This window comes from Yinghuangia aomiensis (assembly GCF_039542225.1).
In the GTDB taxonomy this organism is placed as follows: domain Bacteria; phylum Actinomycetota; class Actinomycetes; order Streptomycetales; family Streptomycetaceae; genus Yinghuangia; species Yinghuangia aomiensis.
Window position 1 is genome coordinate 68,587 of sequence record NZ_BAABHS010000029.1, and the last position, 21,547, is coordinate 90,133.

Annotated in this window: 22 protein-coding genes; 13 read left to right on the top strand and 9 right to left on the bottom strand. The window is 72.9% G+C overall.

Translation table 11 applies throughout. From position 1 onward, the window contains the following. Positions 1 to 39 precede the first annotated feature (39 nt). On the bottom strand, positions 40 to 468 hold the full coding sequence (locus ABEA93_RS31605; RefSeq protein ID WP_345679289.1) for a cupin domain-containing protein: 429 nt from the start codon (positions 466 to 468) through the stop codon (positions 40 to 42). A 69-nt stretch (positions 469 to 537) separates the two neighbouring features. After that, positions 538 to 1,365: a helix-turn-helix domain-containing protein gene (locus ABEA93_RS31610; RefSeq protein ID WP_345679290.1), complete on the bottom strand. Its 828-nt coding sequence runs from the start codon at positions 1,363 to 1,365 to the stop codon at positions 538 to 540. A gap of 290 nt (positions 1,366 to 1,655) precedes the next feature. Between ABEA93_RS31610 and ABEA93_RS31615 the strand changes: the two genes are divergently transcribed. The 5 genes from ABEA93_RS31615 to ABEA93_RS31635 all read left to right on the top strand — a co-directional run bounded on the left by ABEA93_RS31615 (position 1,656) and on the right by ABEA93_RS31635 (position 6,747). Beyond that, complete coding sequence (locus ABEA93_RS31615; protein WP_345679291.1) at positions 1,656 to 2,840, top strand: amidohydrolase family protein; 1,185 nt, start codon at positions 1,656 to 1,658, stop codon at positions 2,838 to 2,840. Continuing rightward, positions 2,840 to 4,027: a cytochrome P450 gene (locus ABEA93_RS31620; protein ID WP_345679292.1), complete on the top strand. Its 1,188-nt coding sequence runs from the start codon at positions 2,840 to 2,842 to the stop codon at positions 4,025 to 4,027. The genes ABEA93_RS31615 and ABEA93_RS31620 overlap by 1 nt, the downstream gene beginning before the upstream one ends. Beyond that, on the top strand, positions 4,027 to 5,166 hold the full coding sequence (locus ABEA93_RS31625) for an aromatic ring-hydroxylating oxygenase subunit alpha (RefSeq protein WP_345679293.1): 1,140 nt from the start codon (positions 4,027 to 4,029) through the stop codon (positions 5,164 to 5,166). The genes ABEA93_RS31620 and ABEA93_RS31625 overlap by 1 nt, the downstream gene beginning before the upstream one ends. Before the next feature lie 235 nt (positions 5,167 to 5,401). Then, complete coding sequence (locus ABEA93_RS31630; RefSeq protein WP_345679294.1) at positions 5,402 to 6,253, top strand: DUF1206 domain-containing protein; 852 nt, start codon at positions 5,402 to 5,404, stop codon at positions 6,251 to 6,253. A gap of 56 nt (positions 6,254 to 6,309) precedes the next feature. Next, positions 6,310 to 6,747, top strand: coding sequence for a glutaredoxin domain-containing protein (locus ABEA93_RS31635; RefSeq protein WP_345679295.1), 438 nt, complete (start codon positions 6,310 to 6,312; stop codon positions 6,745 to 6,747). A gap of 15 nt (positions 6,748 to 6,762) precedes the next feature. Here the strand turns inward: ABEA93_RS31635 and ABEA93_RS31640 are convergent, their stop codons facing one another. From ABEA93_RS31640 to ABEA93_RS31650, 3 genes are all read right to left on the bottom strand, one after another. Next, positions 6,763 to 8,214: an ATP-binding protein gene (locus tag ABEA93_RS31640; RefSeq protein WP_345679296.1), complete on the bottom strand. Its 1,452-nt coding sequence runs from the start codon at positions 8,212 to 8,214 to the stop codon at positions 6,763 to 6,765. Beyond that, a complete protein-coding gene (locus ABEA93_RS31645; RefSeq protein WP_345679297.1) occupies positions 8,211 to 9,887 on the bottom strand; it encodes an NAD(P)/FAD-dependent oxidoreductase in 1,677 nt (558 codons plus the stop codon). The genes ABEA93_RS31640 and ABEA93_RS31645 overlap by 4 nt, the downstream gene beginning before the upstream one ends. Before the next feature lie 71 nt (positions 9,888 to 9,958). Beyond that, on the bottom strand, positions 9,959 to 10,759 hold the full coding sequence (locus tag ABEA93_RS31650; protein ID WP_345679298.1) for a helix-turn-helix domain-containing protein: 801 nt from the start codon (positions 10,757 to 10,759) through the stop codon (positions 9,959 to 9,961). Between the two features lie 146 nt (positions 10,760 to 10,905). Between ABEA93_RS31650 and ABEA93_RS31655 the strand changes: the two genes are divergently transcribed. Further along, a complete protein-coding gene (locus tag ABEA93_RS31655; RefSeq protein WP_345679299.1) occupies positions 10,906 to 11,289 on the top strand; it encodes a nuclear transport factor 2 family protein in 384 nt (127 codons plus the stop codon). 68 nt (positions 11,290 to 11,357) lie between these two features. Then, the gene (locus ABEA93_RS31660) at positions 11,358 to 12,434 is read left to right on the top strand and encodes a zinc-dependent alcohol dehydrogenase family protein (RefSeq protein ID WP_345679300.1); all 1,077 of its coding nucleotides are present in this window, start codon (positions 11,358 to 11,360) and stop codon (positions 12,432 to 12,434) included. A gap of 28 nt (positions 12,435 to 12,462) precedes the next feature. Here the strand turns inward: ABEA93_RS31660 and ABEA93_RS31665 are convergent, their stop codons facing one another. The 4 genes from ABEA93_RS31665 to ABEA93_RS31680 all read right to left on the bottom strand — a co-directional run bounded on the left by ABEA93_RS31665 (position 12,463) and on the right by ABEA93_RS31680 (position 15,908). Continuing rightward, positions 12,463 to 12,963, bottom strand: a complete 501-nt coding sequence (locus tag ABEA93_RS31665; protein WP_345679301.1) for an Asp23/Gls24 family envelope stress response protein — start codon at positions 12,961 to 12,963, stop codon at positions 12,463 to 12,465. A 76-nt stretch (positions 12,964 to 13,039) separates the two neighbouring features. After that, positions 13,040 to 14,275 carry a cytochrome P450 gene (locus ABEA93_RS31670; protein WP_345679302.1) on the bottom strand — a complete coding sequence of 412 codons (1,236 nt, stop codon included), beginning with the start codon at positions 14,273 to 14,275 and terminating at the stop codon, positions 13,040 to 13,042. Between the two features lie 24 nt (positions 14,276 to 14,299). Continuing rightward, positions 14,300 to 15,691: an NAD(P)/FAD-dependent oxidoreductase gene (locus ABEA93_RS31675; RefSeq protein ID WP_345679303.1), complete on the bottom strand. Its 1,392-nt coding sequence runs from the start codon at positions 15,689 to 15,691 to the stop codon at positions 14,300 to 14,302. Further along, on the bottom strand, positions 15,681 to 15,908 hold the full coding sequence (locus ABEA93_RS31680) for a ferredoxin (protein ID WP_345679304.1): 228 nt from the start codon (positions 15,906 to 15,908) through the stop codon (positions 15,681 to 15,683). The genes ABEA93_RS31675 and ABEA93_RS31680 overlap by 11 nt, the downstream gene beginning before the upstream one ends. A gap of 435 nt (positions 15,909 to 16,343) precedes the next feature. Here ABEA93_RS31680 and ABEA93_RS31685 point away from each other — a divergent pair, with 435 nt between their 5' ends. The 6 genes from ABEA93_RS31685 to ABEA93_RS31710 all read left to right on the top strand — a co-directional run bounded on the left by ABEA93_RS31685 (position 16,344) and on the right by ABEA93_RS31710 (position 21,517). Beyond that, positions 16,344 to 16,859 (top strand): ATP-binding protein, encoded by a 516-nt coding sequence (locus ABEA93_RS31685; RefSeq protein WP_345679305.1) that lies wholly within the window; start codon positions 16,344 to 16,346, stop codon positions 16,857 to 16,859. Continuing rightward, the gene (locus tag ABEA93_RS31690; RefSeq protein WP_345679320.1) at positions 16,856 to 17,833 is read left to right on the top strand and encodes an SDR family NAD(P)-dependent oxidoreductase; all 978 of its coding nucleotides are present in this window, start codon (positions 16,856 to 16,858) and stop codon (positions 17,831 to 17,833) included. Before ABEA93_RS31685 ends, ABEA93_RS31690 begins: the two co-directional genes overlap by 4 nt. A gap of 83 nt (positions 17,834 to 17,916) precedes the next feature. Further along, positions 17,917 to 18,747 carry a DUF1365 domain-containing protein gene (locus ABEA93_RS31695; protein WP_345679306.1) on the top strand — a complete coding sequence of 277 codons (831 nt, stop codon included), beginning with the start codon at positions 17,917 to 17,919 and terminating at the stop codon, positions 18,745 to 18,747. Continuing rightward, on the top strand, positions 18,744 to 19,343 hold the full coding sequence (locus ABEA93_RS31700) for a sigma-70 family RNA polymerase sigma factor (protein ID WP_425585183.1): 600 nt from the start codon (positions 18,744 to 18,746) through the stop codon (positions 19,341 to 19,343). The genes ABEA93_RS31695 and ABEA93_RS31700 overlap by 4 nt, the downstream gene beginning before the upstream one ends. Further along, entirely contained in the window at positions 19,340 to 20,083 is a 744-nt protein-coding gene (locus tag ABEA93_RS31705) for an anti-sigma factor (RefSeq protein WP_345679307.1), read from the top strand. The genes ABEA93_RS31700 and ABEA93_RS31705 overlap by 4 nt, the downstream gene beginning before the upstream one ends. A gap of 159 nt (positions 20,084 to 20,242) precedes the next feature. Beyond that, positions 20,243 to 21,517, top strand: a complete 1,275-nt coding sequence (locus ABEA93_RS31710) for an NAD(P)/FAD-dependent oxidoreductase (protein WP_345679308.1) — start codon at positions 20,243 to 20,245, stop codon at positions 21,515 to 21,517. The last annotated feature ends 30 nt before the right edge of the window (positions 21,518 to 21,547 follow it).

Here is a 21,547-nt window from a genome sequence, read left to right on the forward strand (position 1 = left end):
CTGCCCGCGCCCCGAAGCATGTCGAAGCGGCGGACCGCATCACCCCTCGGTCGTCCGGGGGCGGTGGTCCGTGCCGGCGCCGGCGGTGACGGTCAGGATGGATGTCGGCCCGGCCATGTCGACCGCGTGCCATACCCCGGCCGGGTTGACGGTGGCTTCGCCCGGCCCGAGCAGAATGCGGTCGGCCACCCCGTCCACGTCGCGGACGACCGTCACCGATCCGCTGAGGCAGACGACCAGTTCGTCGCCGGCCGGGTGGCTCTCCCAATGGTCGCCGGGGCCGTCGCCGTCGAAGATCATCACCATCCGGCCCTCGGCGCCGTCCGAGGCCACGGCAGCGCCGTAGGCCTGGAGCACCTCCGGGTCCCAGGCGAAGCCCTCGACGGGTTTCGCCGTCGAACCCAGCCCGAGGTGGACGGGGGTGGTGCGCAGGTCGACGGGGTTGCGTTCGTGATCCACAAGTCTCATGCCGGCCATCGTCACGCGGCGGTGACCGTGCGGTCTTGAAGAAAAGGGAACAGCGGTGACGCGCGGCGGCTACCCGGCGCCGAGGAGGACCTCGCCGCGACGCCACGCCGTGGGCGACCGTCCCGTGAACTCGCGCCACTCCCGGGCGAGATGGGCCTGGTCGGCGTAGCCGCAGAGGGACGCCAGATCGGCCCACGGGAGCGGGTCGCGCACCGTCGCCAAGTCGTGCGCGTGCTCGAAGCGCAGGACCCGGGCGAACGTCTTCGGCGACAGGCCCAGCTCACCGCGGAACCGGTCGGTGAGGTGGCGGCGGCTCCAGCCGAGTTCCGCGGCGACCGTGTCGATCCGGACCCTGCCGCGCGCGGCGACGAGGCGGCGCCAGGCCCCGGTCACCTCGGCGCGCATCCGGTGCGCGGGGTCGCGGTCGGCGCTGCCCGCGACGGCGCGGAGGAGCAGTTCGTCCAGCACGGTGAACCGCGCCGGCCAGGTCGTCGCCGCGCGGAGCCGGTCGGCCGACTCGGCAGCGAGCGCGCCGAGAAGCTCGTCGAGGGGGACCAACTGGTGGGCGAGCGCGGCAGCGGGCACGGCGTAGACGGCGCGAGCGCCGAGCGGAGTCAGCGACACCTGGACCCCACGCCGGCGACCGTCGTGGTGGATCGCCACCGACCGGCACATCAGACCGCCGGCCACGCCGCCGAATCGGGTGACCGGCGACCCGTCGTCGACGCCCGACGCCACTTCCAAGGGTTCCGACAGGCTGATCACCATGGTGAGGGCGCGGCTCGGCGGGCCGCAGTGCACCCCGGCCGGGAACCCGCGGAAGTCGAAACCCACATACGGGCCGACGTACGGCCGCAGGGCGGGCGCCGGATTCCTGATGGCCGTCTGCTCCTCCACCCGCGCGAGTCTACGAGCCGCCGAGCCCGCCAGGACGGCCGCCGCGACGCCTGTCCGCACGCGCAAACCGAGGTCCCCCGTGGCGGCAAACACCGCGGGGGACCCCTCGCGCATCGTGACCGCCGTGTCGCGCGTTGTGGACACGCAAGCCGGAATCCGATTGGTTGGGCGCGGAGCCCGTTGCTATCAAAGGATCAAGTGACTGTCTGTCAGATGACTGTCAATCAGTTGAACATGCGCGTCTTGAAGCACTCCCCCACCCGAGATTTCTCGAGGAGTTGCATTCCGCCATGCGCGACGGCCTCCGCGTCTTCGACGCCGACTGCCACGTTGTCTACCCGCCCGACCTGTGGCAACGCCATCTCGACCCGGCGTTCCGCGACCGGGTCAGACCGGCCCCCGCCCCCGGCATCGAGACGGTCAATCCGCTGACCGTCGACGGGCGGTACACGCAGCACCCGACGATCCTGTACGGCCGGTTCCAACGCGCCATCGGCTGGACCACCGAGGACATGATCGCCAAGTACGGCCCCGACCTGGTGCACGGCGGGTTCACCGGCGACCGCGTGGCGGCGGCGCTCGCCGTCGAGGGAATCGACATCGGCGTCGTGTACGGCCCGGAGTTCGACATGTGGCCGGACGGCATCGATCCCGCGCTCCAGGCCGCCATGGCCCGCGCGTACAACCGCTGGGGTGCCGAGATGCGCGAGGCCTCCGGCGGGCGCGTCGTGGTCTCCGGGCCGATCCCGCTCACCGACGTGAGCCGCGCGGTCGAGGAGATCGAGTACGCGTACCACCACCTCGGCACCCGCTGCTTCTGGACCCGCCCGAACCTGGTGAACCACCGCGACCTCGGGAACCGCTACTACGACCCGGTCTACGAACTGCTCCAGGACCTCGACTGCGCCCTCGCCACCCACGAGTTCATGGGGCTCAACGCCGTCACCGCCGGGTCCGGGCGCTTCCGGACCTTCACCGAGTGGCACGCCGTCGTGCACTGGCACGAGACCCAGTCCGCGATGCTGTCGATGCTCTGCGGCGGCGTCTTCGACCGGTTCCCCCGGCTGCGCTGCGCCTACATGGAGGCCGGCTGCGGCTGGCTGCCGTCGTGGCTGCACCGCATCGACGAGCAGCTCGAACTCGCCGGCGCCGCGGAATTCCCCGGCCTGACCCGGTCCGCCGTCCAAACGTTCGCCGAGAACTGCTGGATCTCGTGCGAGTGCGACGACCCGCATGTCGCCGACGTGGTACGGCACTTGGGCGACCGCAAGATCGTCTTCGAATCCGACTTCCCGCACCCGGACTCGAAGTACCCGCACACGCTGGACCGCTTCCTCGCGCTCAGCCCCGACGACCTCTCCCCCGAGACCAAGGCGCGGATCCTCTGGGACAACCCGATGGACCTGTACCGCTTCGCCGACGACGACCTCCCCGCGCACTGCCGAACGCCGCTCCCCGCGACCCAGGAGGCCTGATGCCGCAGCCCGCCGAGCAGCCCGACGCGTCGCCGCCCGACGTCCTCCAACTCGACCCCGACCATCCCGAAGTCGCCCGGCACCGGCGCGAATGCCCGGTCTCCCGCACCGCGTCCGGGATCTGGTTCCTGGCCGACTACGCCGCCGTCCACGAAGCCACCGCCCACATGGACCTCTTCGTCGACGGCTTCCGCGAATCCGGCCGGCCCACCCCGCCCGAGCAGCGCTTCATCCACGAGATCCGCGAACCCGAGCACAGCGCGATGCGCCGCGTCATCCACGCCGCGCTCGCGCCCAGCACGCTGCGCTGGATCCCCGGCCACACCCACGAGGCCGGCACCGAACTCCTCGACAAGGCGCTCGCGGAGGACGGCCCCGTCGACCTGGTCGAGGCCTTCGCCGATCCCGTGCTGATCCGCGTCACCGCACGGCTGTTCGGCGTCGCCGACGACCGCATGGAGACGTGGGTGCGCTGGGCCGAGGGCTTCGCGCGCAAGAAGATGGTCGACCGCGGGAAGGGCCTCAGCGACGCCGCGACCGACGTCATCGGGGACATCGACGCCGTCATCGCCGGCAAACGCACCGACCCCGGCGACGACTTCATCAGCCGCATGCAGCGCCCCGTGGAGGGCTACGCGCTGACCGACCTGCAGATCCGCACCCAGTTCGTCTTCTTCCTGGTCGCCGCGACCGGCACCACCACGCAACTCGTCGCCAACCTCGTCTGGCAGCTGTGCGCGCGCCCCGACGTCCAGAGCCGGGTGCGGGAGGACCGCACGCTGGTTCCCGCCCTCGTCGAGGAGGTCCTGCGCGCCGAATCGCCGGACGCGGTGATCCTGCGCCGGACCGCCGAGCCCGTCGAGGTCGGCGGCGTCACCATCCCGGCCGGGGAACGCGTCGCCTTCGGCCTCGCGAGTGCGAACCGCGACCCCGCGCAGTTCCCCGACCCGGGCGAGTTCCGCCTCGACCGGCAGCACGCCACCCGCCACATGGCGTTCGGCTTCGGCCCGCGCATCTGCTCGGGTGCGCCGACGGCCCGCATGATCGCGGCCGCGGCAGCCAACGTCTTCCTCGACAAGGTCGCGGACGCGCGGCTGGCGCCGGACTACCGGTTCGTCAACGTCACCGTCCCGTGGGCGCATTCGCCCGAGACGGTCGACGCCGTCCTCACGGCGGCCCCGGCCTGATGGACCGCCGTACCGAACTCGACCTGGTCGGGCGGGTCATCGCCATGGCGGCGCGGCGCACCACCACGCTCGCCGACAGCGTGCTCCGCATCCCCGCGGACACGTATGTCTCGCCCGACCACCACACCAGGGAACGTGACCAGTTGTTCCGCGCCCGCCCGGTGTTCGCGTGCCTCGGCGCCGACGTGCCCGAGCCCGGCGACCACGTCGCCTTCGCCTCCGGCGGCGTGCCCATCCTCGTCGTGCGGGCGCCCGACGGCGGAGTACGGGCCTACCTCAACGCCTGCCGCCACCGCGGCTCTCCCCTGGCACGCGGCCGCGGCAACACCGGGCGGGCGGTGTCGTGCCCCTTCCACCGCTGGGTCTACGACACCGCCGACGGCCGGCTGCTCGGCCGACCGCGGTCCTGCGGCGGCTTCGACGAACTCGACTCCGAGGACCTCGGATTGGCGGCGCTCCCGGTCGCGGAACGGCACGGCATCGTGGTGGTCCGGCCGACCGGCCCGGAACCGGTCGACGTCGACGACTGGCTGGCCGGTCTGGCCCCGCAGTTCGCGGCCCACGACTACCCGAAACTGCTGCCGTACACGAGCGTCACCACCACCTGGTCGTGCAACTGGAAGCTGCTGCTCGACACCTTCTTCGAGAACTACCACGTCTTCGCCCTGCACCGGGGCTCGCTCGGCGCCTTCTACCTCAGCGGCGCTTCCCCGTTCGACGCCTTCGGCCCCCACAACCGCCTTGTTGTCCCCCGCAGCAGCCTCCTCGACCAAGCCGAGCTCCCGGAAGCAGAGCGCGAACTGCGCCCCCACGCGGTCCTGCAGTACTTCCTCGCACCCAACGTGATCGTCAGCAACGTCGCCGACTACGTGATGACCTGGCGCTTCACCCCGGACGCGGTCGACGCCACCACCGTCGAACACGCTCTCTACACCTACCGCCCGGCCGAAACCGACGAAGACCGCGGCTATTTCGAGGACCGCTTCGACGCCGCCGAGTCGGTCACCGTCGCCGAGGACTTCCCCGAATCGGAGCTGATCCACCGCAACCTGGCATCCGGCCTGATCCCGCACACCCACGCGGGCCGCAACGAACCGGGGATCATCCACTTCCACCGGTCCATGGCCGACCACCTCTGACGAATTGGAGGAGAGCCGGCGCGGAACGGCAGCGGCCCGCCCTGTCGCCCGGGCGGGCCGCTTCACCGTTCACACCGAACCGCACACGGCATCTCGTGTTTGGTGAGATCAACGTACGCGGCGGCACCGACAACGGCCCCGGCGGTGCTCCGCGGGCTCGCAGGGGACCGGCGTTTGGTCGCCGGGCGCATGATCGGGCCGGTTCCGGCAAGCGAATCCTCAGGGAGGAGGCGCCATGTCGGACGCTGTCGGAACAGTACAGGCCGCCGGAAAGGAGGTCGCGGCAAGCTCGTGGCTGGGCTCGCTCGCCCGCCTGGGGCTCGTCGCGCGCGGGGTGAACTACGTGCTGGTCGGCGTACTCGCCGTGCAGATCGGGACGGACGCCCCGGGCAAGGAGGCCGACCGGCAGGGTGCGCTGCGCACCGTGGCCGGACAGCCCGGCGGCGGCGTCATCGTATGGGCGATCGCCGTCGGCTTCGCCGGGCTCACTCTGTGGCGACTGGTCGAGGTGCTGTACGGCCGGCCGGGGCCGGACGGCGGAAAAGCCACCAAGCGGTTGACCTCGTTGGCGCGGGCGATCGTCTACGGGGTGGTGTGCGGCAGCATCATCGCCTTCGTGACGGGGAGCGGCGGCGACCGGTCGAGCGACGAGCAGTCCAAGGACTTCACCGCGCGTGCGATGGGCCACACCGGAGGCCGCTGGCTCGTCCTGCTGGTCGGCATCGGCGTCGTGGTAGGCGGCGTGGTGATGGTGGTCAACGCGGTGCGCCGACGCTTCCTCAAGAACCTGAGACTCGGGAAGATGTCGGAGAGTTCGCGTGTCCTCGTGGAGACGTTCGGCGCCGTGGGGCGCTCCGCCCGCGGCGTCGTGGTCGGCGCGGTCGGCGTGTTCCTGGTCGCCGCCGCGGCCGCGTACGACCCGCGGAAGGCCAAGGGCTTGGACGACACCCTGCGCCAGACCGCGTCCGGCCCGCTGGGGCCGTGGCCGCTGTACGCCATCGCCCTCGGCCTCGTGGCGTTCGGCGTGTCCTCGGTGTGCGAAGCCCGCTGGCGCGACGTCCACCCCGAGCCGAAGACATCTCGCTGAGGGTCCCGCCGCCGTTCCCACGGGGCGGCTCGGGCTCTTCGGTAGCCTCGGTCGGCATGCGCCCCTGGATCCTGCCGCTGGTTCTCCTGCTGTGCGGCGCCGTTCTCGCTGCCGGGGCCGCGTTGAGCGGAGCCCCCGGCGCGGCCCCTCCGGCGTTCCTGGTCGGGTTCGTGGTGGTCGCGGTCGTGCACTCACCCCTGGTCTTCCCTCGGCCGATCCGTGCGACGGAGGCACAACGCCGCAGCGCGGCCGACGGCCACCCGATCGTGTACTGGCGGCCGGGCTGCACGTACTGTCTGCGGCTGCGCTTCCGCTTGGGTCGCCGGGCACGCGCGGCGCACTGGGTCGACATCTGGCGCGATCCCGCGGGAGCGGCCGCGGTCCGGGCGGTCAACGACGGCAACGAGACCGTGCCGACCGTCGTCGTGCACGGCCGGGCGCACACCAACCCGGACCCGTCCTGGGTACGCGAGCAGCTCGCGGCCCGCCGGTGAGCCGTGTGCTCTCGGTCATCCCGTCTCGCCGGGCGGGTCGGAGGCGGTGAGCGGAAGCCGGACCTGGAACCGCGTGTCTCCCGGCACCGACTCCACCCGCAGATCCCCGTGGTGCTTGCCGACCACGATCCGCCAGGAGATGTCGAGGCCGAGGCCGGTGCCTTCGCCCACGGGCTTGGTGGTGAAGAACGGGTCGAAGATCCGGTCGCGGACGTCGGGAGGCACGCCGGGGCCGGTGTCGCCGATCTCGACGAGTACGCGGTCGTCGTCGCGCGTGGTGCGGATGGTCAGCGTTGCCCCGGTGCCGGTGCCGTCCATGGCGGAGACGGCGTTGTCGACGAGGTTGGTCCACACCTGGTTCAGCTCGCCGGGGTAGGCAGGGATCCGCGGCAGGCTGCGGTCGTAGTCCTTCACGACGCGGACCCGCGTGCCGATCTTCTTCGACATCATCACCAGCGTGCTGTCCAGCAGCTCGTGGACGTCGACCTGCTGGTGCGGCGCGCGGTCGAGCTGGGCGTAGCTCTTCGCGGCTTCGACCAGCGTGGAGATCCGGAGCGTGGAGTCCTCGATCTCGCTCAGCAGCAGCTCGGTCTCGACCGTCGAGTTCAGCCAGTGCATCGCCGGGCCGAGGACGTCCGGGGCCAACGCCGCGGCCACCCGGTCGAGCCAGGCCGGGTCGAGTCCGGCCTGGACGAACGTCGGGGCGAGCCGCCATCCGTCGGGGATGCCCTGCTCGTCCAGCCGGTCGGCAACCGCGTCCTCCCGGTCGGACGCCTCCAGAGGGCTCAGCACCGGTGCGTGCGCGGCGCGTTCGGCTGCGTCCTCCTGGAAGCCGGTCAGGGCGATCACCGCGTCCCGGTGCACCGGGTTCGCCGCGATCTTGCCGAGCTTGTGGCGCATCCCGGCGACGCGTTCGCGGAGTTCGGCGGTGGCCCGGACCGCGGCGGCGGCCGGGTTGTTCAGCTCGTGGGTGAGTCCCGCGGTCAGGGAGCCGAGTGCCAGCAGGCGCTCGCGCTGGCCGATGGCCTGCTGGGTGTTCTTGGCGCCGAAGAACAGGCCTTCCAGCAGGTGCACGGCCATGGGGAACCAGTCGTGCATGATCTCGGCGAAGGTCTCGGCGGGCAGCACGAAGAACCGCGACGGCTCGGTGACCCGCATCGAGTTGTTGTAGACCTGCGGCACCTGGTCGCCGAGGTACGCCTGGAAGGCACCCGCGTAGACGCCCCGCGTGGAGCTGCGGTTGACGTCCACCTCCTCGCCGCCGACGCGGCGGGAGAGCACGACGGTTCCGTCGATGAGGACGTAGAAGCATGCCGCCTCCTCCCCCTCCCGGTAGACCGGGCCCGGGTCGTGCCCTTCGACGCCGCCGTCCCGGCAGAGGCGGGCGAGCTGGTCGTCGGAGAGCTTCTCGAAGAGGAACAGCGTGCGCAGTTCGTCGACGTCGCATTGCAGGCGGGGCACGGTCACGACTGCTCCAGGTAGCGGTGGACGAGCATCACGGCCATGGCGCCTTCACCGACCGCGGAGGCGACCCGCTTGGCGGATTCGGCGCGTACGTCGCCCGCCGCGAACACGCCCGGCACGCTGGTCTCCAGGTGGTACGGCGGACGGTCCAGCGCCCACGTGTCCGGCGGGCTCCCGTCGGGCGTCAGGTCGGGGCCGGTCAGGACGAAGCCGTGCGCGTCCCGCAGCACCGCGCCGTCGAGCCAGTCGGTCAGCGGCGCGGCGCCGATGAACACGAACATCCACTGGGTCTCGACGGTCTCGGTCTCGCCGGTCCCGGTGTCGCGCAGCGTCAGCTTCTCCAGGTGGTCGGTGCCGTGCGCGGCCTCGACGACGGTGTTGGTGCGCACCGAGACCGTCGGGGACTCGGTGATCCGCTGCAGGAGGTAGTGCGACATGGTGGCGGCCGGGGTGGGTCCGCGGACCAGCAGGGTGACCGACCTGGCGTTGCGGGACAGGAACATCGCGGCCTGGCCGGCGGAGTTCGCGCCGCCGACGACGTAGACGTCCTGGCCTTCGCAGGACGGAGCCTCGGTGAGCGCCGACCCGTAGTACACGCCGCGGCCGGTCAGGTCGTCGGCACCGGGCACGTCCAGCTGCCGGTACGACACGCCGGTGGCGAGGATGACGCTGTGCGCGGACACCTCGGTGCCGTCGGAGAACCGCAGGACGCGTGCCGCGCCGCGGGCCTCCAAGGCGGTGACCTGGCGTGCGGTCAGCAGCTCGGCGCCGAACTTGGTGGCCTGGCGGCGGGCCCGGTCGGTGAGCTGGGCGCCGGAGACGCCGTCCGGGAACCCGAGGTAGTTCTCGATGCGGGAGCTTTGGCCGGCTTGGCCGCCGGTGGCCTCGCGCTCCACCAAGACGGTGCGCAGGCCTTCCGATGCCCCGTACACGGCCGCGCCGAGGCCGGCGGGTCCGCCGCCGACGATGACGAGGTCGTAGAAGTCCGCGGCTGGTGTCGTGGACAGGCCGACGCGGGCCGCCAGCTCGGCCTCGTCGGGTTCGACCATGGCGGTGCCGTCCGGCGTGACGACGAGCGGCAGCCGCAGTCCGTCCTCCCCCGCGGCCCGCAGGAGGCGTGCGCCTTCGGGTTCGTCGGACGAGTACCACCGGTACGGGACCTGGTTGCGGGCCAGGAACTCGCGGATCTGCGACGAGCGGGCCGACCAGCGGTGGCCGACGACCTTGGTGGTCGGCGCCTGCTTGCCGTCGGTGACGCGCCAGGACTCCAGGAGGTCGTCCACCACCGGGTACAGCTTCTCCTCGGGCGGCGCCCACGGTTTGAGCAGGTAGTGGTCGAGGTCGACGACGTTGATGGCGTCGATCGCGGCGCCGGTGTCCGCGTAGGCGGTCAGCAGCACGCGCCGGGCTCCCGGGAACAGGTCGAGCGCCTCTTCGAGGAACTCGACGCCGTTCATCTGCGGCATCCGGTAGTCCGCCAGCAGCACCGCGACGTGCGCGCCCCGCAGCTTCAGCTCCCGCAGCGCTTCCAATGCCGACGCCCCCGACTCGGCCCGGACCACGCGGTACCGGTCGCCGTAGCGCCGCCGCAGGTCCCGGGCCACGGCGCGGGAGACCGCCGGATCGTCGTCCACGGTCAGGATGACCGTTCGCGCTGCGTCGACGGCCTCCGACATGAGTCACCTCCGGGAATCGGGCCGGCCCGGCAACCGGCCCACCCTGCACCACTCCCCCGGTCGCGGCCCGGCTACCCCCGTCGGCGCGGGGTTCCGGCCCGGGCCCGCAGGATCTCCGCGGTGGCCTCGTCGGCGGGCAGGAACGCTTCGAGGTGGAGTTCCGCCAGCGTGACGTCCACGGCGGTGGCGAAGGACGTCAGCGTGGTCAGCAGCCGCAGCTCGCCCTCGGGGGCCGCGAGATGCAGCGGCACGGCGAATCCCAGGTGGTCCGCGCCGGGCGGGGGCTTCGCGGGAAGGTAGCCGTCGAGTTCGGCGATGAACGCGTCGAGCCGCGGGTCCGGATGGCGCAGCGCATGGCTGCGCATGTTGTCCGTGACGTGCCGGCCCCACTGGGCGAGGTTGCGGACGCGGGCGGCCATGCCGTCGGGGTGCAGCATCAGCCGCAGCATGTTGACCGGCGGGGTGAGCAGATGCGGTGCGGCGCCCTCGGTCAGCACGTCCAGCGCCGGGTTCGCGGCCACGATTTCGCCGTAGGGACGCAGCACGATGGCCGGGTAGGGCATGTGGCCGTGCAGCACGCTGTGCAGGGCGTCGCGTACCGGGCGCAGCAGCGGTTCGTCGAGGCGGCTTTCCGCGTAGGCGGGGGCGTAGCCCGCGGCGAGGAGCAGCTTGTTGCGGTCCCGGAGGGAGAGTTCGAGGGACTCGGCGATGCGCACGACCATCGCCCGCCCCGGGTGGGAGCGCCCGCGTTCCATGTAGCTGACGTGGCGCTGGGTCGTGCCCGCGCGGATGGCGAGCTCGAGTTGGCTGATGCGGCGTGCCGTGCGGCGGTCGCGCAGCTCGCCGGGGAACCGGTCGGTCGTGGCGTTCACTCGGGTGTTGTAACCCATCGCGCCGCCCGTCCGCGATACCTCGTGGGGAATTGTCGGCAGACACGTCCGGGCGGAGGCTACGAGTCGTCGCGGAGCGGACCATCGCACCGCCGAACCCCCACCACGCCGGGAAAGGACTCGTCTTCATGGACACCACCGCCGAGGTCATCCGCCGGTTCAACGACGCTTTCGTGGAGCGGAACGCCGCTTTGCTGGACGGGCTGATCGACGAGGACTGCGTGATGGTCGGCGTGCAGCCCGCACCCGAAGGCACCGCGTACCACGGCCGTGCGGCGTGTGCGGCCTTCTGGACGGCGCTGATCGACGACCCCGGAACCCGCTTCACCCCGCGGGAGGTCATCGTCGCCGGCGACCGCGCGGTCGTCTCGTGGCGCGCCGAGTTCTCGGCCGCGCCGGACCCCGAGCGCGTCTTCGGGGAAGGGCAGGCCGACTGGGTCCTGGGCGTCAATGTGATGCGGGTCGAGAACGGCCGCATCACGGAGGCGCTCGGCTACTCCAAGACCCCGTGACCGCGACCCCTTCTCCCCATTCCTCCCGTTCCCGTCTCCCCCTGTCCCTTGCACCCGAGGAGCTCTCCATGCGCAGCTACCACCTGGTCCCCGACACCGCCGCCGGCATGGTCGTCCGCCGGCGCCCGGTGCCCGTCCCGGGCGCGGGCGAGGTCCTGGTCCGGATGCGGGCCGCGTCGCTCGGGTTCCGCGACGTGCTGGTCGGCGAAGGCGACTATCCGCTACCCGTCAGCCCAGGGGTGGTGGCCGGATGCGAGGGGGCGGGCGACGTCGTCGACGTCGGCGCGGGAGCGGCACGGTTCAAACCGGGAGACCGGGTGGCGCTGACGGTGTTCCCCGACTGGCTCGACGGACCGTTCGACGTCGAGCACGCGGCCCAGCTCGGCACTACCCGCGACGGCACGCTGACCGAGTACGCCGTGGTCCCCGAATCCGCTCTCGTCCCGGTCCCGGACCACCTGTCCCACGCGGAGGCCGCGGCGCTTCCGCTCACCGCCGTGACCGCCTGGAACGCCCTCACCGGCGGCCGCCGCGTCCTGCCCGGCGAGACGGTCGTGGCCACCGGCACCGGCGGAGTGGCCTTGGCCGTCGTGCAGTTGGCGGCCCTCGCCGGAGCACACGTGGTCGTGACCACCGGGGATCCCGGCAAAGCCGAGCGGCTGCGGGCGCTGGGCGCGCACGCGGTGGTGGACCGCCGCGGCGATTGGCCGGCCGAGGTCCGCACGCTGACCGCGGGCCGCGGCGCCGCGCTGGTGGTGGACGTGGCCGGGGCACTCGGGGAATCCGTGCGCGCCGCGGCGATCGGCGGCGAAGTCGCCTACGTCGGTTACCGCGTGGCGGACGCGCCCACGGGCCCGCCCGTCGACGTGCGGGCGCTGTTCGACGCGGGTGTGCGCATCCGGCCGCTCGCGGTCGGCAGCCGCGCGCAGTTCCTGGAACTCACGCGGGCACTGGCCGTGCACGGCGTACATCCGGTGCTCGACCGCGAGTTCGCTTTCGACGAGGCCGCCGAGGCCTACGCCCGGCACCGTTCGGGCCAGGCCTTCGGCAAGGTCGTCGTCACGTTCCCGACCGGGGACCGACCGGCATCGGCGTCCGACGCCGAGTTCCCCGGCAACCTCAGCCGCGAACTCGCCGGCCACTGATTCGCGCCGGCACGTCCGGCGACCGGGCTTACTCGAGCTGCCGCTCCGAAGGGCTGTCGTCCTGCTCGATGTGGACGTCGTCGACGGCGATGTTGACCTCGACCACTTCCAGGCTCGTCATGCGTTCCAGGGAGTCGATGACGTTCTGCCGGACGTCGTTCGCCACCTGGGCGATCTCGACGCCGTACTCCACGACCACGTCGAGATCCACCGCGCACTGCTTCTCGCCGACCTCGACGTCGACGCCCTGGGCGACGTTCCGCTTCGCGCCGGGGATGCGGCTGCGCATCGCACCGAACGTCCGCGACGCACCGGCACCCATCTCGTGGACGCCCGGCACCTCCCGTGCCGCAATACCGGCGATCTTGGCCACGACCCCGTCCGCGACGGACGTGCGGCCGCGCTCCGAACTCAGCGCGTCCGGGCCTCCGAAGCCCGACGACCGCGGTTCCACCGCACCACCGCCGGACGCCTGACCCCCTTGACCTGCCTGCGAGCTGTTCTTGTCGTGCGTTCGTGCGTCACTCATCGGTGCCTCTCCTCTCGCTTCCCCAACGGCTGCCCACCCGGTCGGCGGGTCATGCACGTTTCGGCCAGTCCGCGGTTCAGGGTCGGATTCCGTCACACGCGATGTGCAGGTGCCGCGGGCCGCGCAGTACCGCGTTCTGCCGGTACGGCGGCGGGTCCTCCAGCAGGCACGGGTTCTCCAGCCTGCGGGCCAGTTCCGCGAGGGCCAGCTGGGCCTCCAGCCGGGCCAGCGGTGCGCCGAAGCAGCTGTGGATGCCGCTGCCCAGGCCGAGGTGCTGGATGTCCGGGCGGTCCGGGTCGAAGCGGTCGGGGTCCGCGAAGCGCCGCGGGTCGCGGTTGCCCGACGCCAGGACCAGCCACAGCGAGGCGCCCTTGGGGATGGTGACGCCGCGGACCTCGACGTCGGCGAGGGTGGTCCGCTGCGGCACCAGTTGCACCGGCGGCTCGAAGCGCAGCAGCTCCTCGACGATGGGCACGGCCAGCCGCGGCTCCGCCCGCAGCCGCTCGAGGACGTCGGGGTTGCGCAGCAGCGTCAGCATGCCGTTGGTGATGAGGTTGACCGTGGTCTCGTGCCCGGCGATCAGCAGCAGCGCCGCCGTGCTGAGCAGTTCCATCGTGGTCATCGGACCGTCTTCGCCCTTGGCGGTCGCCAGCCGGGAAAGCATGTCGTCGCCGGGGTTCTTGCGCCGCTCCTCGATCAGGCCGGCCAGGTACATGCCCAACTCCATGCGGGCATCGTGGGCGACCTTGCCCCGGTCGGCGGGATCGGCGTCCGGGTCGGGGTCGAGGCTCGCGGCGAGGGTGTCCGCCCAGACGTGGAAGCGCGGCTCGTCCTCGCGCGGCACGCCGAGCAGCCGGCAGATCACCGTCACCGGGAAGGGATACGAGACCTGCTCCACCAGGTCGATCCGGCCGGTGTCGCCGATGCCGTCGACGAGGCCGGTGATGATGTCGTGCAGCTCCGGCCGCATCCCGTCGATGTGGTGCGGCGCGTGCGGCGGGCCGAACGGCCGGTTCGTCATGCGCCGCAGCCGGTCGTGCTCCGGCGGGTCGAGCTTCAGGAAGCTCGGCGGCAGGGCGCCTTCCTCCTGCGACGCGTCGGCCAGCGGGTTCGCCGCGGGCGAGGCCAGGTTGCGCGCGTCGGAGCTGATCCGGGGATCGTGCAGCAGGCTGCGGATCTCGTAGTACGTGCCGACCACGTACGGACCGCCGTCCTCGTGCAGAACCGGTGTCTCGCGCAGCTCTTCGTAGAGCGGGTACGGATTGGCCCGGTTGCGGTAGTCCAGGATCCGGTGAATCAGGGATTGCGTCATGGCAGGTCCTCGTGGCCGTGCGGGTCAGTGCGCGGGGGCGAACGTCATCCGGCGGTCGGCCGGCGAGTATCCGCTGACCGTGACGGTGGGGCCGTGGCTCGGGACCGACGGGTCGGGGAAGTCGGCGTCCATCGGCCGCTGTCCGTCCGGGCGCCGGTCGACGGTGGCGAACGTCGGCGGGAACGGCGCGGTCGCCTCGATCAGCTCCTGGTAGAACGGCAGCCAGCGGGCCTGGTCGAAGGCGACGGCGCCGATGACGCGTCCCTGGTACCCGTAGACGCCGACGAACCGGCGGCTTTCCAGCGAGCCCTGCGAGATGAGGATCTCCGTCCCCATCGACGGCACGCCGACCGACTTGATGTTGATGCCGAACTGCGAGGACCAGAACGCCGGGACCTCCATATGGGGGACGCGGTCGACGCTCTCGCTGAGCATGTTGTGCGCCGCGATCTCGGCCTGCGCGACGGCATTGCCCCAGTGCTCCAGCGACAGGAACTGGTAGCCGAACAGCGGATGCGGGCAGCGGGCGACGTCGCCCGCCGCGTAGATGTCGTCGGTGACGATGCCGCGGATGTCGAAGGCCCGGCAGCCCGCATCGCACGCGATCCCCCGGGGCCCTGCCCCCAGTCCGGACCCGGCGAGCCACTCGGTGTTCCGGGTGGCGCCGAGCGAGACCACCACCACGTCGGTCTCCACGGTGGAGCCGTCGGACAGCTGCGCGGCGCGCACCCGTCCCGCGGCATCGCCGTCGAGCGCGGTCACCATCACCCCGGTCCGCAGGTCCACACCGTGTGCACGCTGCAGTTCGGCGGCGACCGCGCCGACGACACCGCCGAGCGCGCCGACCAGCGGCGCCCCGCCGCGTTCGGCGACGGTGACCGCATGGCCGCGTTCGCGGCACGCGGAGGCGATCTCCGAACCCGTGAACCCCGCCCCGATCACCAGGACCCGCCGGGGCCCGTCGGCGAGCCGCCGCGCGAGCGCGGCGCCGTCGTCGCGGCCCCGCAGCACGAAGACCCCGTCGAGCGCCGCCTCGCCCTCGTGCGGCCACCGCCGCGCCCGGACCCCGGTGGCGATCAGCAGCCGGTCGTACGGCACTTCGGCCCCATCGGCCAGCCGCACCCGGCGCGCGGCCATGTCGAGGCCGGAGGCCGGAACACCGAGCCGCCACGTCGCGTCGACGGACCGCAGCCGGGGCAGCGCGGTACGGTCCGCGGACGCCTTGCCCAGCAGCACGCTCTTGGAGAGCGGGGGCCGGTCGTACGGCTCGTGAGGCTCGTCGCCGATCATGGTCAGCTCCCCCGCGAAGCCCTCGTCCCGCAGGGTCTCGGCGGCCCGCAGGCCGGCCAGCGAAGCCCCGACGACGACGATGCGGCCCTCGCGCTTGAGCTGCTCCAGCGCTCCGTTACCGACCACCGGGCACCGCCTCGGCCGGCACGTCCACGGCGTCGACGAGGATCGCCTGGACGGGGCAGGCCGCGGCCGCCTGCGCGAGCTTCCCGCGCTGCGCCTCGTCGACCTCCGGGTTGTACAGCAGCGCCTCCTCGCCGTGCATGGCGAAGGTCTCGGGGGCGAGGAACGCGCACTGCGCATACCCCTGACAGCGGTTCAGGTCGACGGCAATCCTTACCACGGGTTCGGTCCTCTCCAATGGCCCGGCCAACCCTCTTCCCTCCACTGTCGAGGGCCGGACGGGACACGGCGACGCGGAGCGGACCGTTCGAGTGAGGAGTGCGGGTCCCGCCCGGCTCGGCGGACACGATGGCGGCGGAGGGGCGCCGTGGAGGGGGACAGGGGTGGCCGCGCGCGGCGGAGGCCCGCTGTGGTGACGCCGGGAAGGGCACGGCCTCCCAGGGGTGGTGGCTGCGCTTGCGAAGGCCGGGTGCAGGTGCGGCGGTCGATGGCCCACGTGTGGGCGCCGGGACCGATAGGGGCTGCGGGCGCCGCGTTGCCCGATCGTCCGGTCGTCCGCGGGTTCGAGTTTGCGACCAAGCCGGTCGCCCCGCGGTTCCGAATCGGGGAAAGAGAGAACCGTCGCCGGGTCGTTCCCGGGAAGGGAGACCGCACCATGGACCTGCCCAGGCACCGTCGGGCGTGTGTGCCCGCGGTACTGCGGCGGCAGCCGTCCTGGGAGCTGCCGCCGGGACCCGCGGCAGCAGGGTGGGCGCGCCGCCGGGTGCGGTCGCAACTCTTCGTGTGGGACCTGCCGGCGTGCGCGGACGTCGCGGAGCTGCTGGTCAGCGAACTGGTGACGAACGCGCTGCGGCACGGGCGGCAGCCGGTGACCCTCCGCATGGCGCGCTGCCTGGGCGGCCTCGTCGTCGAGGTGTCCGACAGCGGCGCCGGTCTGCCGCGCGCCAGGACCGCCGATTCCGACCACGAGTCGGGACGCGGCCTGCATCTCGTCGAAGCGCTCGCCGAACGTTGGGGGGTGCGCCGTTGCCCGCGCCGGACGGCGGTGTGGTTCCGACTCACGTGCGCGGCCGACCGCCCGGCGGCGGGCGGCGTACCTGTCTCGGCTCCTCATGCGGAGCCGTCGGGCGGTTTGTGGACGATCCAAGCGGAGGTATTGGCGTGCGTATGACCCCGTCCGCGTGGCTCGACACGGCGTTGGACCGCACGATCGTGCTCGGATACGGCGCTCCCGGCCTGCGGGTGCGGCGGCGGCTCCCCGGGTGGCCCGGCGACGGGGAACGCATGGACGGCAAGGTCGTCCTGATCACGGGTGCCGCCTCGGGGATCGGGCTTGCGGCGGCGACAGGCCTGGCACGGGCCGGGGCGTCGGTGCACGTCCTCGGGCGGAACGCGGAACGCGCCGACGAGGCCGCCCGCCGGGTGCGCGCCGCCGCCGGCCCGCGTGCCGGGCGGGTGCTGCCCGAGGCGTGCGACCTCGGAAGCCTGGCCGAACTCCGCGCCTTCACCGCACGGTTCCTGGCGGACGAGGACAGGCTCGACGTCCTGGTGAACAACGCGGGAGTGATGCCGGACCACCGCACCCTCACCGACGACGGCGTCGAACTGGCCTTCGCCACCCATGTCCTGGCGCCGTGGGTGCTCACCGCGGCACTGACGCCGCTGCTGCGGCGGGCCGCCCCGTCGCGGGTCGTCAACGTCACCTCCGGCGGCCAGTACGCCCAACACCTCTTGGCGGGCGACCCCGAATCGCGCACGGACCGCTACTCCCCCAAGCGGTTCTACGCCCGCACCAAACGCGCCCAGGTCGTCGTCACCCAGGAATGGGCGAAGCGCTTGGCCCCGTCCGGCGTCCACGTCCACGCCATGCACCCGGGCTGGGTCGACACACCGGGCGTCCGCAGATGGATGCCGGTGTTCCGCGTGCTCACCCGCCCCGTCCTCCGCGATCCGGAGCAGGGCGCGGACACCATCGTGTGGCTGGCCTCCGCACCCCCGGCGGCCCGCACCACCGGGCTCCTGTGGCACGACCGCGCCCCCAGACCCGCGACCTACGCGCTCGGCGCGCACGCGGACGGCGCGGCGTCCCGCCGCGAACTGTGGACGTACGTCTCCGACCTCGCCGACGTGCCCGTACCGGTCTGAGCGCCCACGCGGGCGTGGACGGCACGGGACGGTCTTCTCGGGTCCGCGCCAATCCGCGGGCGGCCCGGCTCCGAACCAGGGGCATGCAGCGCACCGATACCTTCGGCGGCGTCCCGCCGCCCGGGCTGTACGAGCACTTGGTCGTGCACGTCCGGCACCGGCCGTTCCGCCGCGTTCTGCGGACCCGCGGCTACGTGTGGTTCGTCGACATCGACGCGTTGCCCCGTCTCCCCCGGCTGCTGCGCCCGTTCGCGTACTTCGCCGCGCGGGACCACATGGGCGACCCCCGGGGCACCCTCCGCGGCAATCTCGAACGATGGCTCGCCGAACGCGGCGTGCGGCTCGACGGCGGCCCCGTGCGCATGCTGGCCCAGGCGCGGGTCCTGGGCTACGTCTTCAACCCGCTGACCGTGTTCTGGTGCTGGTACCCGGACGGCCGTCTCGCCTGCGTGGTCGCCGAAGTGCACAACACATACGGTGAGCGGCATCGCTACCTGCTGCCGGGCCCGTCCGCGGACGACCCGGAACCCGGGCTCCCTCCGCCGCCGCACTCCTACGGCGCCGACAAAACCTTCTACGTCTCGCCGTTCTTCACCGTCGACGGCCGCTACGAGATGCGGCTTCCACCGCCGGGCCCTCGGCTGTCGCTGCGTGTGTCCCTGCACCAGGCCGGGGAGCGCGTGTTCGACGCGGTGTGGAGCGGCGTCCGCAGGCCCGTCGGCGCCGCCGCCTTCGCCCGCCTGCTGCTGCTCCACCCGCTCGCCCCCCAGCGCGTCTCCGCCGCGATCCGGCGCCACGGCGCGGCCCTGTGGCTGCGCGGCCTCCCGGTGGTGCCTCGCGGCCGCACCGCGCCCGGTGCCCGCGGCGCGGTGCCGCGCCCTGCGTCCCCCTTCTGCGGTACAGGAGACCGATGAACTCGATGCACCCCGCCGACGGCCCCGCACCGCGCCCGGGCGATCCGACGGGCACCGGCCTGGACGAACGATTGCGCGCGGTCGCCCTCGGCGACGAGGAGGCCTTCGCTGAGGTCTACGACGCGCTGTCCGGCCCGGTCTTCGGGCTGGTCCGCGAGGTCGTGCGGGACCCCGCGCAGTCCGAGGAGGTCATGCAGGAAGTCATGATCGAACTGTGGCGCACGGCCGCCCGGTTCGACCCGGCGAAGGGCAGCGCCCGCACGTGGGCGCTCACGCTCGCGCACCGCCGCGCGGTGGACCGCGTGCGGTCCGAGCAGTCGCAGCACCGCCGCGAGCAGCGGGCGGCAGCGCTGAGCCCCGAGGTGCCCTACGACACCGTCGCCGAGCAGGTCGAATCGCGGCTGGAGCGCCGTCAAGTGCGGCGCTGCATGGGGACGTTGACCCAGCTGCAGCGCGAGTCGGTCACGCTGGCCTACTACGGCGGACTGACGTACCGGGAGGTGTCCGAGCGGCTGTCGCTGCCGCTCGGCACCGTGAAGACCCGGCTGCGCGACGGGCTGATCCGGCTGCGCGACTGCCTGGGGGTGACGGCATGAAGCACCGCAACATCCACCTCGACACCGGGGCCTACGCGCTCAACGCGCTCCCCGCCCGGGAGCACACCGAGTTCTCCCGGCACCTGCGGACCTGCGAGTCGTGTGCCGCGGAAGTCCGCGAACTCGTGGCGACCGCGGCCCGGTTGGGCGGGGCCGCGGCGGACGACCGGCCGCCGCCCGACATGCGCGACCGGGTGCTGCAGGGGATCCGCGGCGTCCGGCAGGAGCGGCCGGCGCCCCCGACGCCCGCCTGGACGGACCGGATCACGCGCCGGCTGCCGGGCTTCGCGCTCGCCGCCTCGGTCGCCTTGGCCGCGGTGTTCGGCGGGGTCGCATGGTGGCAGCACGACCAGGCGCAGGACGCCCGGGCCCGCCAGCAGGCGTCCGACACCGCACAGGCGCGGCTGACCGGCGTGCTCACCGCCCCCGACGCCCGGACGACGGTGGCCAGGCTGTCCGGCGGCGCGGCGGCCACGGTGGTGTACTCCGCGCAACGGAACCAGGCGGTGCTGATCGCCTCGGACATGGCCGCTCCGCCTTCCGGTTCGGTCTACCAGGTGTGGTTCGACCACACCGGCCACATGACGCCCGCCGGTCTCATGGACCCGGCGCGGACGTCGGCGGCGGTGCTGCTCGACGCCGTCGACGGGGCCTCGGGCGTCGGCATCACCGTCGAACCGGCCGGCGGCTCGGTGCAGCCGACGTCCGCGCCGATCGCGCTGCTGCCCTTCGCGACCTGATCCCTCGCCGACCGGCCGTCCCGGGCGCCGGGCCGCACACCTGCGGCCCGGCGCCCGTCGCGGCCCGTCTCCGGTTTCTTCCCGGACCGGGCAAGCCGGTCCGGCACCGGCTCCGAATCCCCTGTGTCCATCGGAATCGACGGAGACGGGTGGGGGGACATGACCGAAACACGGCAGACGTCGCCGCGAGCGGCGGTCGTCGGCGCGGGGGTGGCCGGACTGACCGCGGCTTATGTGCTGCGCCGCACGCACCAGGTCACCTTGTTCGAGGCGGACGCCCGGCTGGGCGGGCACGCGCACACGCACGACGTGGCCGACCCGGCGGGCCCGCTGCGCGTCGACTCCGGGTTCATCGTGCACAACGCACGCACGTACCCCACGCTGCTCCGCCTCTTCCGCGAACTGGGCGTCGAGACCCGGGAAGCCGAGATGAGCATGTCGGTCTGCTGCGACGAATGCGGCCTGCAATACGCCGGCGGGCAGGGACCGCGCGGCCTCTTCCCCGTCCCCGGCAACGCCGCCAACGGCCGCTACCTGCGCATGCTCGCCGAGGTGCCGCGCTTCCACCGCGCGGCCCGGCGGTTCCTCGCGCACGACGGGGACGACCTGGCCACCGTCGGCGAGTTCCTCCGCGACCGGCGGTTCGACCGGTACTTCGTCCAGCACTTCGCGGTGCCGCTGATCGCCACCGTGTGGTCGTGCGCGCCCGGCGTCGCGCTGCGGTATCCGGCGGCGTACCTGTTCCGGTTCCTCGACCACCACGGCATGCTGTCCGTCGGCGGTTCGCCGACGTGGCGCACCGTGTGCGGGGGTTCCCGGGACTATGTCGAGCGCATCCGCAAGGCGCTCCCCCGGTGCCGCGTCGCGGCCCCGGTGCTGGCGGTGCGGCGGCACGCCGACGGCGTCGACGTGACCACGGCCGACGGCGGCACCGAGTCCTTCGACGCCGTGGTGATCGCCACGCACGCGAACCAGGCGCTGGCCATGCTCGACGACGCCGGTCCGGACGAGCGCCGGGTGCTGGGGGCGATCGGATACTCGGCCAACTGCGTCGTTCTGCACGACGATACGTCGGTACTGCCCGCGGCCCACCGGGCCCGCGCGTCCTGGAACCACCGGATGCCGTCCTGCGCCGCCACCGCGGACCACGTGGTGGTCAGCTACGACCTGACCCGGCTGCAGCGGCTGCCCACCGACCGCCGGTACCTCGTCACGCTCGGGACCGAGGCCCGGATCGACCCCGCGTCGGTCATCGCCCGGACGGTCTACGAACACCCCACCTACACGCCGGAGTCCGTCGCCGCCCGGCGGCTCCTCCCGCGACTCTCCGGCCCGGTCACCGCGTTCGCGGGTGCCTACCACGGCTGGGGGTTCCACGAGGACGGCTGCCGGTCCGGCCTGCTGGCGGCCGAATCCCTCGGCGGCCGCTGGTAGGCGGCGCCGAGGACCGCCGGCCCGGCCCGC

Coding starts and splice junctions, on each gene's coding strand:
- ABEA93_RS31605 (WP_345679289.1), bottom strand. CDS start 468: ATGAGACTTGTGGATCACGAACGCAACCCCGTCGACCTGCGCACCACC.
- ABEA93_RS31615 (WP_345679291.1), top strand. CDS start 1,656: ATGCGCGACGGCCTCCGCGTCTTCGACGCCGACTGCCACGTTGTCTAC.
- ABEA93_RS31620 (WP_345679292.1), top strand. CDS start 2,840: ATGCCGCAGCCCGCCGAGCAGCCCGACGCGTCGCCGCCCGACGTCCTC.
- ABEA93_RS31625 (WP_345679293.1), top strand. CDS start 4,027: ATGGACCGCCGTACCGAACTCGACCTGGTCGGGCGGGTCATCGCCATG.
- ABEA93_RS31630 (WP_345679294.1), top strand. CDS start 5,402: ATGTCGGACGCTGTCGGAACAGTACAGGCCGCCGGAAAGGAGGTCGCG.
- ABEA93_RS31635 (WP_345679295.1), top strand. CDS start 6,310: ATGCGCCCCTGGATCCTGCCGCTGGTTCTCCTGCTGTGCGGCGCCGTT.
- ABEA93_RS31645 (WP_345679297.1), bottom strand. CDS start 9,887: ATGTCGGAGGCCGTCGACGCAGCGCGAACGGTCATCCTGACCGTGGAC.
- ABEA93_RS31655 (WP_345679299.1), top strand. CDS start 10,906: ATGGACACCACCGCCGAGGTCATCCGCCGGTTCAACGACGCTTTCGTG.
- ABEA93_RS31660 (WP_345679300.1), top strand. CDS start 11,358: ATGCGCAGCTACCACCTGGTCCCCGACACCGCCGCCGGCATGGTCGTC.
- ABEA93_RS31665 (WP_345679301.1), bottom strand. CDS start 12,963: ATGAGTGACGCACGAACGCACGACAAGAACAGCTCGCAGGCAGGTCAA.
- ABEA93_RS31670 (WP_345679302.1), bottom strand. CDS start 14,275: ATGACGCAATCCCTGATTCACCGGATCCTGGACTACCGCAACCGGGCC.
- ABEA93_RS31685 (WP_345679305.1), top strand. CDS start 16,344: ATGGACCTGCCCAGGCACCGTCGGGCGTGTGTGCCCGCGGTACTGCGG.
- ABEA93_RS31690 (WP_345679320.1), top strand. CDS start 16,856: ATGACCCCGTCCGCGTGGCTCGACACGGCGTTGGACCGCACGATCGTG.
- ABEA93_RS31695 (WP_345679306.1), top strand. CDS start 17,917: ATGCAGCGCACCGATACCTTCGGCGGCGTCCCGCCGCCCGGGCTGTAC.
- ABEA93_RS31700 (WP_425585183.1), top strand. CDS start 18,744: ATGAACTCGATGCACCCCGCCGACGGCCCCGCACCGCGCCCGGGCGAT.
- ABEA93_RS31705 (WP_345679307.1), top strand. CDS start 19,340: ATGAAGCACCGCAACATCCACCTCGACACCGGGGCCTACGCGCTCAAC.
- ABEA93_RS31710 (WP_345679308.1), top strand. CDS start 20,243: ATGACCGAAACACGGCAGACGTCGCCGCGAGCGGCGGTCGTCGGCGCG.